This is a genomic window from Solemya elarraichensis gill symbiont, from assembly GCF_002021095.1.
In the GTDB taxonomy this organism is placed as follows: Bacteria; Pseudomonadota; Gammaproteobacteria; order Chromatiales; family Chromatiaceae.
The window spans coordinates 1-13,461 of record NZ_MPRK01000023.1; the positions used below are offsets into that span (position 1 = coordinate 1).

A 13,461-nucleotide genomic window follows, 5' to 3' on the forward strand; every position below is an offset into this window, starting at 1 on the left:
TTTTCCTTTGGCGCTGGCGCACGTCAGAAAAACAGTCTCGCCTAGTGGCTACCGGGGACTACGCGCCTTCGATTCTCTCTCCTTGGCGCGCAGCGTAAGTAACGAACTCCCGGGAGCGATAGATGAGCAAGAGCGTCAAGGGCACTCAAACAGAAATCAACCTGATGAAGGCATTTGCCGGGGAGTCGCAGGCAAGGAACAGGTATACCTACTTCGCCGGCGCTGCGAAAAAAGAGGGGCTGGTTCAGATTGCCGATATTTTTGAGGAAACGGCGAACCAGTAAAAGGAGCATGCAAAACGCTTCTACAAGTTCCTCGAAGGCGGGAATATTGAAATCACCGAGGTTTTTCCGGCCGGTCAAATCGGCACAACCCTTGAGAACCTGACCGCCGCTGCTGAAGGAGAGGAGCATGAGTGGGAAGAGATGTATCCCGCGTTTGCTCAAACGGCACGGGAAGAGGGCTTTGACGAAATTGCGGCTGCATTCGAGGCAATCTCGATTGCCGAAAAGCAGCATGGCAAACGCTACAGGGGCCTTGCGAATAACCTGCAGGAAGGGAAAGTCTTCAAAAGAAACGGCAAGGTTGTCTGGCGCTGCAGAAACTGCGGCTACCTGCATGAGGGCGAGGAGGCGCCGGACAAATGCCCGGCATGCCTGCATTCAAGAGCTTATTTCGAGTTGCTTGGTGAGAACTGGTAATCTGGGACGATCTGCCGGGTAATGGGCTGCGCATGGCAGGTTAAGGCTCTCCAGGATTCAGTGGTGGTGTTTATGACCGCGCTTTAGCGCGCCGTTTTAACCACACTTCAAGTCCCTGTGCATTGAGTTCCAGGTCGCTGGCGAGAAATTCGAGTATCTGCTCCTTGTTCATATCAACACCATGATCGATGATCTGCTGTGCAGTCAGGTCGCCGAGCTTTCCCTTGATGCGCTCATGGCGGCCAGCTTCTTCTCCCTCTTCGCTGATAGCGATTTCGGCAATCGCATCAATATTCCTGTGCAGTTGCTCCGCGAGTGATTCGAGGTCGGTCACCCGGCTATAGTGGGTCAGCAGCATGGCTGACGGATTGAGTGCCATCAGCTTGTCGATGCTCTGGTGCCAGGCATCCGGGTCAAAGGCGACCGGGGTGGATGGAGCAAAGATGTAATCGCCCTTGTCGGTCTTCAGTTCACGATAGGAGAGGCCGAAGGTGTCACCGGTTACAATGGCGTGTGTCTTGCTATCGAGAATGCAGCCGTGGTGGTTAGCGTGCCCGGGTGTGTCGTAAAAGGTCAGGGTGCGACCATTGAGGTTAAAGGTGTCACCATCCTGGGCAGCAATGACGCGCTCCTCGGCAACCGGCAACAGGGTGCCATAGTCGTTTGTGAAGCGCTCTTCACCGTAGACGGCAGTAGCACCTGCCGCGATTCTCGACGGATCAATCATGTGGAGCGCACCCTTCGGGTGAATCACCAGTTGTGCATTCGCGCAATCTGCCATCAGTTGACCGACACCACCGGCGTGATCGAGATGCACATGGGTCGGAAGCACGTATTTGACGTTGTCACGTGTGAGGCCAAGCGCATTGAGCAGTGCATAAACTGTTGGTGCGGTGAAATTTGTGCCGGTATCCAGGATAGCAGCGGCATCTCCCTCGCGTATCAGGTAACAGGCCGCCATCTTCGGGCGCAAGTAACCCGAATCGATACAGTAGATGTCGTCGCCCAGCTCTTCCCGGTTTTGTTCTATGCTCATGGTGAAAATAGTATTGTGCAAAGCACAAATCATAGCAGGATTGAGTCTGGTTTGCAGTCGTCCGCCAGACAGTTTTTTTCACACGGGATTGTCTATGTCTATAAATTTGTGGTTAATGCCAAATTCATCTGCGATTCGCTCGCCCAGCGCCTGTACACCGTAACGCTCCGTGGCGTGGTGACCGGCGGCAAAGTAGTGAATGCCAAGTTCGCGTGCAGCATGGAATGTGTGCTCGGAGATTTCCCCACTGATGTAGGCATCGGCCCCGAGCGCCGCTGCCTCGTTGATATAGCCCTGTGCTCCGCCTGTACACCAGGAAATTTTTCTGATTAGTCCGTTGCCGCCATCAATATGCAGTGGTAAGCGTCCGAGTACCTGTGCCAGCTGACCAGCCATCTGGATGGCGTCGAGGGGTTTAGAGGTTTCAGCAGCCCACCACAGTCCCTTGGGGTCATCAATTGGCGCCATCTGCTGGAAGCCGAGCAGTTGTCCCAGTTGCGCATTGTTGCCGAGTTGTATATGGGCATCGAGGGGCAGGTGGTAGGCGAGCAGGCTGATGTTATGCTGTATCAGCTTCCTGATACGCTGGGCTTTCATGCCGGTCAGAACTTCTGTCTCGCCTTTCCAGAAGTATCCGTGATGCACGAGGATGGCATCGGCCCCGGCCTCGATGGCTTCATCAATCAGTGCCTCGCATGCAGTTACGCCTGATACAATCGAGCTAATCGGTCGCAGTCCCTCGACCTGCAACCCATTTGGGCAGTAGTCGTCAAACTGTCCGGCGTCGAGCAGTTGTGAACACCAGTTGGCGAGTGCTTCGGGTTGGATCATCAGGATCTGGCCTTATATTGTAATAAGATATTCTGTAAATCATTCTACATCGAAAGTGGAAATAACCCATGCTGAAAAGTCTACGCTTCATTTTCATCTCGGTATTCGCAGGCATAGTTGCTGCAGCCATTATTCTCTCCCTGAGCAGAGATGACGACACTCAATTAACACTGGTTACGAATACGGTTACGCCTCCCGGGTCAGCGGTTCCGGGGCCTTTTTCCTATGCGGATGCGGTAGACCTGGCATCTACCTCGGTGGTCAATATCTATGCGACCAAGATTCGCCAGCAACGTATCAGTCCGCTGTTCGATGACCCCTTCTTCCGCAATTTTTTTGGTGACGCATTTCGTGGCCTGGGTGAACAGGGCAGAACACGCAAGGAGAATAGCCTGGGATCAGGGGTTGTCGTTGACCCGCGTGGCTATATCGTCACCAACAACCACGTGGTCGCCGATGCCGACGAGATCAAGGTCGTGCTGAGTGATGGGACCAACCTGGAAGCAGAGGTTGTCGGAACCGATCCGGAATCCGATGTTGCTGTGTTACGTGTCGATAACGGTAAACTGCCGGCGATAACGCTTGGTCTGTCAGAGAATCTGCGCGTCGGCGACGTGGTACTTGCAATTGGCAACCCCTTCGGTGTGGGCCAGACGGTGACCATGGGAATCGTTTCCGCAACCGGTCGCAACCTGCTTGGCATCACCAGTTTTGAAAATTTCATCCAGACGGATGCAGCTATCAACCCGGGTAATTCAGGTGGTGCGCTGATTGATGCACGCGGCAATCTTGTCGGTATTAATACGGCCATTTTCAGCAAAAGTGGTGGCTCCCAGGGAGTCGGTTTTGCCATTCCTGTGGACATGGTGCGTGGAATCATGGAGCAGTTGGTTGAGCACGGTGAGGTAAGTCGTGGCTGGCTGGGCATGGCCGGGCAGGACGTGACCGAGGCGCTGGCCGAATCCTTTGGTCTGGAAAATGTAGATGGCGTGCTGATTTCAACAGTCTACCGTGACGGACCTGCGCACAAGGCGGGCATCCTGCCGGGCGATATTGTTACTACCATCAATGACAGTCGAATTGAGACAGCCGCCGACATTGTCAATCTTGTCGCTTCGTTTCCACCCGGCGAAAAGGTCAGCGTAACGGGTTGTCACTCTTGGCAGGCGTCCTGCGACGAGTGGGCGCTAGACTGCAACGCCACTTTCCGCGAATGCCTGGATCAGGCAAGAGAGGAGTAGATGATCCAGCCCTGGTAGGAGGCATAACCGATCAGCAGCAACAGGCCACCGATACGGTTGATGTGACGTACGCCCTTTGCAGTCCAGGCGAGACCGACGATGGCAAAGGTCAGCACCATCATCGCGGGCATGTCACGAGTCAGCAGAACACTGTCGACTGCACCCGGTGCAATCAGTCCCGGAATCGAAAAGACCGCGAGCAGATTATAGAGGTTCGAGCCGATAACATTGCCCAGGGCCAGGTCTGGCTCACCCTTCAGGGCGCTTGCCATGCTGGTGGCCAGTTCGGGCAGGCTGGTACCGAGGGCCACGATCGTCAGGCCGATAACCAGATCACTTACTCCAAGCCAGCTTGCGACTTCAACTGAGCCCCAAACGAGGATTTTCGATGCAAATACGAGCAATAAGAGGCCTGATGCGAGCCATAACAGCGCTTTTGATGTCGGCATTGCATGTGGGATTTCGGCCTCCAGGTCTTCGAGCAACGGGTCTTTTGCACTGCCGGAGACTGCCACTCGCCACATCAGGAAGAGAACTCCGGCAAGCATGAAAATGAGTATCAGGCCATCATAAAACCCGAGTTCGCCATCTATGACCAGAATCAGCGCCGTGATGGTAACGATCAACAGTATCGGATATTCGCGCCGAAGGACTTGTGAGCTGACACTGAGAGGTATGACGAGAGCCGTGAGACCGAGTATCAGGCCGACATTCGCAATATTTGAGCCGACCGCGTTGCCGATGGCGAGGCCTGCATTGCCATCGAGGGCGGCGGTCAGTGCGACGAGGATTTCAGGCGCAGAGGTGCCGAAGCCAACGACCGTGAGGCCGATGACGAGGGTAGAGACACCAAGGTTGTTTGCCAGTGCTGCTGCGCCGTTGACGAAGTGATCGGCACTCCATACCAGCAACGCAAATCCGGCAAGGATCGCGAGAAATTCAAGCCACATAAAATCCAGTCTTTAATTCTGTCAGAAGCGCGGATTGTTTCAGATTAGACGCAACGCGACAAGCAGCACTGTCAGCGGTTTTTTCTGATCCGGCAGAATCTTCCGGTGCGGCTGGATTCAGGTATCAGCGTTGAAATCCTCTTGGCGAGGTAGGTGCCGCGTTGTCCCTGTGGTAGCTGTTGAGCTTCTCCGAGCCACTGGGTGATCAATTTTTCCTGCTGCCATAAGGCTCCCCCTGCCGATGTTATGGCTGGCAAGACGGCGAGAAGTAATACAGGAAGGAATTTGATCAAAGTAGAAACCCTCTTGTTGGTACATGGAAAATGTTTTGTGTGTGTACAGCTTAGTACATACTAAAATGTTTTTTTCAGCAAGATGAGCATGAAAAGAGACGAGAGGGTAGGTGGGGCTGTGATATGCTCGTCTGGCACGGATTGCTTGACCTGTAACTGAAGCGGACGCAGAATGCCTATCAATATGAAAACCTCCGGACCCCAATCAGCATGAGTGCGCTGGTCAGCATTAGAAACTTGCATTTTTCGCGCGGTGATCGAGCCATTTTTAATGGCGTCGACCTTGATATACCGCGTGGCAAGATTACTGCGATCATGGGGCCCAGTGGAACAGGTAAAACCACCCTGCTGAAACTGATCGCCGGCCAGCTTGTGCCCGACCGGGGAGAAATTACAGTTGATGGGCAGCGTATCGATCAACTGTCGACAAAAGAGCTGTATGCGTTACGAACGCGCATGGGCATGCTGTTCCAGAGCGGTGCCCTGCTGACTGACCTGAGTGTCTACGAAAATGTCGCCTATCCATTGCGCGAACATACTGGCCTGCCTGAAAGTATGATTCGCAAGCTGATACTCATGAAGCTGGAGGCGGTTGGTTTGCGTGGTGCGCGTAACCTGATGCCGGCAGAGCTTTCCGGGGGCATGGCACGCCGTGTGGCAATGGCAAGGGCGATTGCTCTCGATCCGATGATGATTCTCTATGATGAACCCTTTACGGGACAGGATCCGATATCAATGGGCGTGCTCGTTGACCTGATCCGGCGTCTCAATGATGCTGCTCACCTGACATCCGTGATGGTGTCGCACGATGTTCCTGAAAGTATGTCGATCGCGGACTACGTCTGCGTGATTTCAGGCGGGAAAATCATCGAGAAGGGCTCACCTGGGCAGCTCAGGGCTTCAAACAACCCGTGGACGCACCAGTTTATTCACGCTGAATCAGACGGACCTGTACCCTTTCATATCGGCGCACCCTCCAAAGAGGTTGATTTTCTGGGGATTGACGAATGAACTGGTTTGCTTCGATTGGCCGCAGGGGTATCAATGTGCTGCGCAACCTGGGGCGTGCGCTGTTGCTGTTGATGGCTATTCTGCGTGCCCCACACGGCCTGGTTACACGTTTTCGCGAATTCCTGGCGCAGCTCTACTCGGTTGGCGTGCTGTCACTGCTGATTATCTCGGTGTCGGGCGTATTTGTCGGCATGGTGCTTGGACTGCAGGGCTACTATATTCTGTCGCGTTTTGCAGCTGAATCGACCCTTGGCGTCTTTATTGCCGCATCACTGGTTCGTGAGCTGGGCCCGGTGGTTACAGCGTTGCTGTTTGCCGGCAGGGCTGGTTCTGCACTGACTGCAGAGATTGGCCTGATGAAGGCAACTGAGCAGCTCTCGGCTCTTGAAATGATGGCGGTAAATCCTGTTTCGAGACTGTTGGTGCCACGTTTTTTTGCCGGAGTTGTTTCGGTTCCCCTGCTTGCCGCGATGTTCAATGCGCTTGGCGTGCTGGGCGGTTATTTTGTTGGTGTCGGGTTAATGGATGTCGATACCGGAACATTCTGGGCACAAATGCAGTCCCAGGTCGATTTTGACAAGGATATTATTAACGGCGTGATCAAGAGCGTGGTTTTTGGTGTCATATGTACATGGATTGCACTCTTTCAGGGCTATGAGGCTGTACCTACATCTGAAGGAATCAGTCGTGCAACAACAAGAACCGTCGTACACTCATCACTCGCAGTACTGGGCATGGACTTTGTCCTGACTGCGCTTATGTTTGGAGATTAATGTGGCGAATAGCAGATTTTCCCTTTTGACCGAGGCAGCCGTCGGCGCAATGATGTTGCTTGGTGGTATTGCGCTCTTTTTTCTGGCGATGCAGGTGAGCAACCTGGGGGGCTTCAAGCGTGTCAGCGGTTACCAGGTAGAGGCGCGTTTCGATAACATTGGCGGTCTCAAGGTGCGTTCACCTGTGACCATGGCAGGTGTGCGAATTGGTGAGGTATCCTCGATCGGATTCGATTCGACCACGTACGAGGCCGTGGTAACACTCGACTTGCTGCCCGAGTTCAACCAGGTGCCGACAGATACTTTTGCCAAGATACTGACACAGGGGATACTCGGCGAGCAGTACATCGGGCTTGATCCAGGCGGCAGTGAGCAATATCTGCAACAGGACAGTGAAATTACCATGACGCAATCAGCGTTTGTTCTGGAGGAAATTGTGGGACAATTTCTCTTCAGTAAAGCAGAGGAGTCATCCACAGGAGGTGGGTTTTGAACGTAGGAGATGGAGTAATGAAAAAGAGTGTGATCTGGGCTTTCCTGGTTTCCTTGCTCTTTATTGCCCCTGTTGCAGTGGCGGCTGATGAGGACATCGTCAAACTGGTTGATGATGCCGCACAGAGAGTACTGGCTCGTTTCAATTCGAGCAAAGATGAATTCAAGGCGCACCCGGAGCGAATTCATGACGCAGTGCAGGACCTGGTCAGGCCGCACTTCGATTTGGATAAGCTGACTAAGTCGTCTATGGGTAAATACTGGCATCGGGCGTCTGCTACTGAAAGGGGAGCGGTAGTAAGAGCATTCAGTGAACTGCTGATCCGTACCTACGGTGTAGCGCTGCTGAACTATTCCGGCAAACCGATCGAGTATGGTGAGGCACAGCGCTCAAAGGATAATCTTAGGATCAAGGTGCCAAGCAAGGTGACTGCTGCATCGGGAAGCGTGGTTGAAATTGTTTACTTTTTGCACAAGCCGGGTAAGTCCTGGTTGGTCTATGATGTCAAACTCGAAGGCATTAGCCTTGCGGTCAACTACCGAAATATTTTTGCCAACGAAATCAAAGCGGGTGGTATGCTCGGCCTCGTAGCACGGCTGGAAAAGAACAACAAGGCGCTGGTGAAGGCGAACTAATGGCGGCCGATCTGAAGGCGAAAGATGATTCGGGCAGGTTGCAACTCACTGGCCAGCTTGATTTTTCCTCTGTTGCGGGCCTGCGTTCTTCACTCTCCCCTTATCTTAAAAAAGGATCGCGGCTGGAGATTGATCTCACGGCTGTCGACAGGACTAACAGTGCGGCGCTCGCACTATTGCTGCAATGGCAACAGGATGCGCTCGACCGAAATTGCCGCATCAATTTTATCAATCTGCCTGAGAAACTGATCGATATCGCCGAGCTGCATGGCATCAAGGGCCTTCTGCCCATCTCCTGATATAGGTCCTAACCTGACCCGGGAGCCAATTTCCAGTACAATAGCCTCCTTTTTTCGCCACAGGCCGAACAGGATCCGGTTTCTATGGATAAGCTAGTCATAACAGGCAATGGCCCACTCTCGGGCGAGGTGCGCATTTCCGGCGCCAAGAATGCCGCGCTTCCAATACTTGCTGCAACACTGCTCGCAAGTGAGAGTGTCGTGATCGGTAACATGCCACACCTTCAGGATGTCACCACCACAATCGCCTTGTTGGGACAGATGGGTGCAGATATTACTGTAACTGACCGTATGCACCTTGAGGTCAATGCCAGCACGGTGAACAGCTGCGAGGCGCCCTACGAACTGGTCAAGACGATGCGGGCATCTATTCTTGTGCTTGGTCCGACACTGGCGCGTTTCGGTGAGGCGGCGGTATCGCTTCCCGGTGGCTGCGCGATCGGATCACGCCCTGTTAACTTGCATATAGACGGCCTGCGCGCGATGGGTGCGGATATCGAGGTTGAAAACGGCTTTATCCGTGCAAAAACGGATCGCCTCAAGGGTGCCACCCTGGTACTGGACATGGTGACAGTCACGGGAACGGAAAACCTGATGATGGCGGCAACGCTGGCTGATGGTATCACTGTCATCGAAAATGCGGCGCGTGAGCCTGAAGTCGTCGACCTGGCAAATTTCCTCAATGCCATGGGAGCGAAGGTTTCGGGTGCAGGAAGCGACACCATCACCATCGAGGGTGTTGAGTCACTCGGCGGTGGTAGTTATGACGTCATGCCCGACCGTATCGAAACAGGAACCTTCCTGGTCGGTGCTGCAATTACACGAGGCAAGATCAAGGTCAGGGATACGGATCCGCTGAGCCTCGACGCGGTATTGCAAAAACTGCGTGAGGCAGGTGCCGTGATCGAGACAGGGGAAGACTGGATTTCTCTCGATATGGAAGGACGCAGACCCAATGCTGTCGATATCCATACTGCTCCTTATCCTGCGTTCCCGACTGACATGCAGGCGCAGTTCTGTGCATTAAACGCGGTTGCCGAAGGGGTTGGTATGGTCACGGAGAATGTATTCGAGAACCGCTTTATGCATATTCAGGAGTTGCAGCGTATGGGCGCTGATATAACTGTTGAAGGAAAGACAGCCGTCATCAGGGGGATCGAACGACTCACTGGTGCACCGGTCATGGCAACAGATTTGCGTGCCTCGGCAGGGCTGGTACTAGCCGCCCTGGCGACAGATAACGAAACCCTGGTCGATCGTATTTACCACATCGATCGCGGTTACCAGAATATTGAAGAGAAGCTTGAGGGGCTTGGTGCCCGCATCAAGCGCATAGCGGGATAAGGCGATGCAGTTTGATACACCATTAACGATAGCGCTCTCCAAGGGCCGAATGTACAAGCAGACAATGCCGTTGCTGAAGCATGCCGGTATCGAGCCTCTGGATGATCCTGAGACCAGCCGCAAGCTGATTCTTGATACCAATCATGAGCAGGTGAAGCTGGTGATTATCCGTGCAACTGACGTACCCACCTACGTGCAGTGGGGTGCTGCCGATGTCGGAGTGGCGGGCAAGGATGTACTGATGGAGCATGGCGGAGAAGGCCTTTATGAACCACTTGACCTCGAGATTGCTCGCTGCCGTCTGATGGTTGCAGGCAGGCCCGGTGCCTCGCTTGAAGGTGACCCGCTGCGGATTGCGACAAAATACATTCACGCAGCACGTGACTACTTTGCTGCACGTGGACAACAGGTTGATATCATCAAGCTCTATGGTTCAATGGAGCTTGCGCCACTGGTTGGCCTTTCCGACCTGATTGTCGACCTGGTTGAATCCGGCAATACCCTCAAAGCGAACGGGCTCGAGCCACTTGAGCATATCGCCGATATCAGTTCACGCCTGGTGATTAACAAGGCGGCCTGGAAAATGAACCACAACACCATTATGCAATTGACTGAGCTGCTGAAACAGGCAGTTGAGCAGAATCGCTGACGGGGCACAGATATGGCAGGAATTAGACGACTCGACTCGAATGATGCGGGCTTTCAGAAAGAGCTGGAGGGGCTGTTGGCATGGGACTCTGTTTCCAATGCAGAGGTAAATAGTATCGTAGACGGCATCATCTCCGGAATTCGCGATCAAGGCGATGCCAGTTTAATTGAACTGACTGCGAAACTTGATCGCTGGCAGCCAGCGTCGGCTGCAGATCTCGAAATTCCACATCAGCGCATGCAGCAGGCGCTTGATGCTATCCCGTCAGATCAACGCGAGGCGCTGGAAAAGGCTGCTGAACGTATTCGCGCCTATGCCGAGCACCAGAAGATGAACGACTGGAGCTACACCGAGGATGACGGTACCCTGCTGGGTCAGCAGGTGACACCACTCGATCGTGTTGGTCTCTATGTTCCAGGCGGCAAGGCCGCTTATCCCTCATCAGTATTGATGAACGCGGTACCAGCCAAGGTTGCCGGTGTCGGTGAGCTGATCATGGTCGTGCCGACACCCGATGGTGAACTGAATGAACTGGTACTTGCCGCAGCAGCTGTCTCCGGCGTTGACCGTGCGTTCGCGATTGGCGGTGCGCAGGCAGTAGCCGCACTGGCCTACGGCACCGAGACAGTACCAGGTGTCGACAAGGTTGTCGGTCCGGGAAATATTTTCGTTGCCACCGCAAAACGTGCCGTGTTTGGCCAGGTTGGCATCGACATGGTTGCCGGTCCCTCCGAAATCCTCGTCGTATGTGATGGTAAAACCGATCCTGAATGGATCGCCATGGATCTTTTTTCCCAGGCTGAACATGACGAGGATGCACAGTCGATTCTCGTCTCTCCTGATGGGAATTTTCTCGACCAGGTTACAGCCGCAATTGAAAAGTTGCTGCCGACCATGGAACGCAGTGACATGATCACCAAGGCACTCGAGGCGCGTGGCGCCCTGATCAAAACGAGTGACATGGAAGAGGCTGTCGAGGTTGCAAACTATATTGCGCCGGAGCACCTTGAGCTCTCGGTAGAAGACCCGCTGACAATGGCAAAATCGATTCGCCATGCAGGAGCGATTTTCATGGGACGCTATACCTCCGAGCCGCTTGGTGATTACTGTGCCGGACCCAATCACGTGTTGCCTACCTCGCGCACTGCGCGCTTCTCATCGCCGCTTGGCGTTTACGATTTTCAGAAGCGCTCAAGCCTGATCATGGTTTCACAGGATGGTGCAGATACTCTTGGGCAGGTTGCGTCAGTGCTTGCTCGTGGCGAAGGACTGACTGCCCATGCAAGAAGTGCCGAGTATCGCCTCAAGGGTAACAAGTGAATGAGATTGAAAAGCGAATCCGGCAATGGATTCGTCCCGAGGTACAGGCAATCAATGCCTACCATGTTCCGTCCTCTGAAGGGCTGATCAAGCTCGACGCCATGGAAAATCCCTACACCTGGCCTGAAGCAATGCGTGATGAGTGGGCGGCACTGATTCGTGAGACGGATGTTAACCGCTACCCGGATCCTCAGGCTGCGATATTAACACAGGCACTGCGCGACGCCATGGAGATACCTGGCGATGCGGGCGTGCTGCTGGGCAATGGTTCAGACGAAATCATCCAGATGCTTGCTCTTGCCCTGGGTGGAGAACAGCGTGTCATTCTTTCGGTTGAGCCTAGCTTTGTCATGTACCGCATGATTGCTGAGTTCTCCGGTTTGCGTTATGTCGGTGTGCCACTTGATGCGAGTGATTTTTCACTGCAGCCAGAAGTGCTGCTGGCGGAAATCGCTCAACACCAGCCAGCAGTCGTTTATCTTGCGTATCCGAATAATCCGACCGGTAACCTGTTCGATGATGATGTCATCGAAAAAGTGATCGCGGCTGCACCCGGGCTGGTTGTGATTGACGAGGCCTACTCGCCCTTCACCGATGCCACCTTCATGCAGCGGATTGGCGACTATGACAATCTCGTTGTTATGCGTACAGTCTCAAAGATGGGGCTTGCCGGTTTGCGTCTCGGTCTGCTTGCAGGGCCCGCTGCATGGATCGAACAGATCGACAAGACACGTCTGCCATACAATATCAATCGCCTTACCCAGGTCAGTGCCAGCTTCGCGCTGAAACACAAACAGCTCTTTGATGAGCAGACAAAAGCACTACGACTGGCACGCGAGACATTGCTTACAGAGTTGGAATCAATTCCCGCTTTAACCGCATTTCCGAGCGATGCGAACTTTATCCTTGTGCGGCTTGAACAGGGCGATGCATCGGAGGTTTTTGATGCCATTCGTGCACAAGGCGTGTTGATAAAAAACCTGTCGAACTCACACCCCTTGCTTGCAAACTGTTTGCGCGTTACTGTCGGTACGCAAGAAGAGAATGCAGCATTTCTTGCTGCTCTCAGGAGAGCTTACCAGTCATAAAAGGAGTTTGGGATGAGACGTCACCTTGTGCAGTATGGATCACTGCTTGTTATCTTTCTATTTGTACTCGCTGGGTGTGGTTCACCAACACTCAGGTCTGCAGGAACACAAACAAATGTCGCGCCTGCCATGTGGCAGATCACTTCAGGTGCATCTGATGTTTACCTGTTCGGTTCGTTCCATTCGCTCCCTCCCGGTATTAAATGGTATGGCGGCCCTATCGCTGATGCTTTTGAGGTTTCTGATGAACTGGTTGTCGAGAGTGTCGACTCACCCGAGGAGGCGCGCAATGCTTTGCTGTTGCTCGAGAGCAAGGCGCTACTGCCTGATGGCAAAACACTGGATGAATATGTCGATGAGGAGACTTTCGCAGAGCTGATGGCGAGTGCCGACAAGCTGGGTCTCAGCCGATGGCGCGTATCGCGTTCGCAGCCCTGGTTCCTGTCAATCATGTTCGCTTATGAAGGTATGTCTCAAATCGGCATTCACAAGGAGTACGGTGTCGACAGTCTGCTTGAGCAAACAGCGGCTCAGCGTCGAATGAAAATTTCAGGTCTCGAAACCGCATCCGAGGCGCTTGATACACTCGCTAGCCAACCACTCAAGATACAGGTCAGGCGTTTGCAGGAGAAACTCAGAGAGGAGCAGCCAGAGGTATCGTCCTTGGCCAGCCTGTTTCAGGCCTGGGCATACGGCGATGAAACAAGCGTGTCTTTGATCTCGTGATGTAAAACGGGACATCCAAGTCGCCCTTTTACACTCGATCTTCGACAGCCTTTATTGCCCCGGACGCCCTG

General features: G+C 53.6%; 14 protein-coding genes and 1 pseudogene. 12 read left to right on the forward strand and 3 right to left on the reverse strand.

The genetic code is table 11. The annotated features are described in order from the left end of the window. Positions 1-122: 122 nt before the first annotated feature. Positions 123-701, forward strand: a pseudogene (gene rbr, locus BOW51_RS02320) (rubrerythrin). Positions 702-771: 70 nt separating this feature from the next. Here rbr and BOW51_RS02325 read toward each other — a convergent pair. Both BOW51_RS02325 and BOW51_RS02330 read right to left on the reverse strand, forming a co-directional pair. Next, positions 772-1,737: an MBL fold metallo-hydrolase gene (locus BOW51_RS02325; RefSeq protein WP_078476262.1), complete on the reverse strand. Its 966-nt coding sequence runs from the start codon at positions 1,735-1,737 to the stop codon at positions 772-774. A 78-nt stretch (positions 1,738-1,815) separates the two neighbouring features. Next, positions 1,816-2,568, reverse strand: coding sequence for a Nif3-like dinuclear metal center hexameric protein (locus BOW51_RS02330; protein ID WP_078476251.1), 753 nt, complete (start codon positions 2,566-2,568; stop codon positions 1,816-1,818). A 68-nt stretch (positions 2,569-2,636) separates the two neighbouring features. On the opposite strand from BOW51_RS02330, the gene BOW51_RS02335 reads away from it, so the two are divergent. Further along, a complete protein-coding gene (locus BOW51_RS02335; protein ID WP_078476252.1) occupies positions 2,637-3,809 on the forward strand; it encodes a trypsin-like peptidase domain-containing protein in 1,173 nt (390 codons plus the stop codon). Here the strand turns inward: BOW51_RS02335 and BOW51_RS02340 are convergent. Continuing rightward, complete coding sequence (locus BOW51_RS02340; RefSeq protein ID WP_078476253.1) at positions 3,791-4,759, reverse strand: calcium/sodium antiporter; 969 nt, start codon at positions 4,757-4,759, stop codon at positions 3,791-3,793. The genes BOW51_RS02335 and BOW51_RS02340 overlap by 19 nt on opposite strands. A gap of 503 nt (positions 4,760-5,262) precedes the next feature. Between BOW51_RS02340 and BOW51_RS02345 the strand changes: the two genes are divergently transcribed. The 10 genes from BOW51_RS02345 (at position 5,263) to BOW51_RS02390 (ending at position 13,390) form a co-directional block, all read left to right on the forward strand. Then, complete coding sequence (locus BOW51_RS02345; RefSeq protein WP_078476254.1) at positions 5,263-6,063, forward strand: ABC transporter ATP-binding protein; 801 nt, start codon at positions 5,263-5,265, stop codon at positions 6,061-6,063. Beyond that, a complete protein-coding gene (mlaE, locus tag BOW51_RS02350; RefSeq protein ID WP_078476255.1) occupies positions 6,060-6,836 on the forward strand; it encodes a lipid asymmetry maintenance ABC transporter permease subunit MlaE in 777 nt (258 codons plus the stop codon). The genes BOW51_RS02345 and mlaE overlap by 4 nt, the downstream gene beginning before the upstream one ends. A gap of 1 nt (position 6,837) precedes the next feature. Continuing rightward, positions 6,838-7,329: an outer membrane lipid asymmetry maintenance protein MlaD gene (gene mlaD, locus BOW51_RS02355; protein WP_281252856.1), complete on the forward strand. Its 492-nt coding sequence runs from the start codon at positions 6,838-6,840 to the stop codon at positions 7,327-7,329. A 17-nt stretch (positions 7,330-7,346) separates the two neighbouring features. Then, positions 7,347-7,964, forward strand: coding sequence for an MlaC/ttg2D family ABC transporter substrate-binding protein (locus BOW51_RS02360; RefSeq protein ID WP_078476256.1), 618 nt, complete (start codon positions 7,347-7,349; stop codon positions 7,962-7,964). Next, positions 7,964-8,263 (forward strand): STAS domain-containing protein, encoded by a 300-nt coding sequence (locus BOW51_RS02365; RefSeq protein WP_078476257.1) that lies wholly within the window; start codon positions 7,964-7,966, stop codon positions 8,261-8,263. Before BOW51_RS02360 ends, BOW51_RS02365 begins: the two co-directional genes overlap by 1 nt. An 84-nt stretch (positions 8,264-8,347) precedes the next feature. Beyond that, positions 8,348-9,607 (forward strand): UDP-N-acetylglucosamine 1-carboxyvinyltransferase, encoded by a 1,260-nt coding sequence (murA, locus tag BOW51_RS02370; protein ID WP_078476258.1) that lies wholly within the window; start codon positions 8,348-8,350, stop codon positions 9,605-9,607. Between the two features lie 4 nt (positions 9,608-9,611). Further along, entirely contained in the window at positions 9,612-10,256 is a 645-nt protein-coding gene (gene hisG / locus BOW51_RS02375; RefSeq protein ID WP_078476259.1) for an ATP phosphoribosyltransferase, read from the forward strand. Positions 10,257-10,268: 12 nt separating this feature from the next. Further along, positions 10,269-11,576, forward strand: a complete 1,308-nt coding sequence (gene hisD / locus BOW51_RS02380) for a histidinol dehydrogenase (protein WP_078476260.1) — start codon at positions 10,269-10,271, stop codon at positions 11,574-11,576. Then, positions 11,573-12,664 carry a histidinol-phosphate transaminase gene (gene hisC / locus BOW51_RS02385; RefSeq protein ID WP_306341476.1) on the forward strand — a complete coding sequence of 364 codons (1,092 nt, stop codon included), beginning with the start codon at positions 11,573-11,575 and terminating at the stop codon, positions 12,662-12,664. Before hisD ends, hisC begins: the two co-directional genes overlap by 4 nt. Before the next feature lie 12 nt (positions 12,665-12,676). After that, positions 12,677-13,390: a TraB/GumN family protein gene (locus tag BOW51_RS02390; RefSeq protein ID WP_078476261.1), complete on the forward strand. Its 714-nt coding sequence runs from the start codon at positions 12,677-12,679 to the stop codon at positions 13,388-13,390. Positions 13,391-13,461 lie beyond the last annotated feature (71 nt).

Bases quoted from the DNA above. Each gene is read 5' to 3' on its own strand.
- BOW51_RS02345 (WP_078476254.1), top strand. From the start codon at position 5,263: ATGAGTGCGCTGGTCAGCATTAGAAACTTGCATTTTTCGCGCGGTGAT.
- hisG (WP_078476259.1), top strand. From the start codon at position 9,612: ATGCAGTTTGATACACCATTAACGATAGCGCTCTCCAAGGGCCGAATG.
- hisD (WP_078476260.1), top strand. From the start codon at position 10,269: ATGGCAGGAATTAGACGACTCGACTCGAATGATGCGGGCTTTCAGAAA.
- murA (WP_078476258.1), top strand. From the start codon at position 8,348: ATGGATAAGCTAGTCATAACAGGCAATGGCCCACTCTCGGGCGAGGTG.
- BOW51_RS02330 (WP_078476251.1), bottom strand. From the start codon at position 2,568: ATGATCCAACCCGAAGCACTCGCCAACTGGTGTTCACAACTGCTCGAC.
- BOW51_RS02335 (WP_078476252.1), top strand. From the start codon at position 2,637: ATGCTGAAAAGTCTACGCTTCATTTTCATCTCGGTATTCGCAGGCATA.
- BOW51_RS02340 (WP_078476253.1), bottom strand. From the start codon at position 4,759: ATGTGGCTTGAATTTCTCGCGATCCTTGCCGGATTTGCGTTGCTGGTA.
- BOW51_RS02390 (WP_078476261.1), top strand. From the start codon at position 12,677: ATGAGACGTCACCTTGTGCAGTATGGATCACTGCTTGTTATCTTTCTA.
- BOW51_RS02360 (WP_078476256.1), top strand. From the start codon at position 7,347: ATGAAAAAGAGTGTGATCTGGGCTTTCCTGGTTTCCTTGCTCTTTATT.
- BOW51_RS02325 (WP_078476262.1), bottom strand. From the start codon at position 1,737: ATGAGCATAGAACAAAACCGGGAAGAGCTGGGCGACGACATCTACTGT.
- BOW51_RS02365 (WP_078476257.1), top strand. From the start codon at position 7,964: ATGGCGGCCGATCTGAAGGCGAAAGATGATTCGGGCAGGTTGCAACTC.
- mlaE (WP_078476255.1), top strand. From the start codon at position 6,060: ATGAACTGGTTTGCTTCGATTGGCCGCAGGGGTATCAATGTGCTGCGC.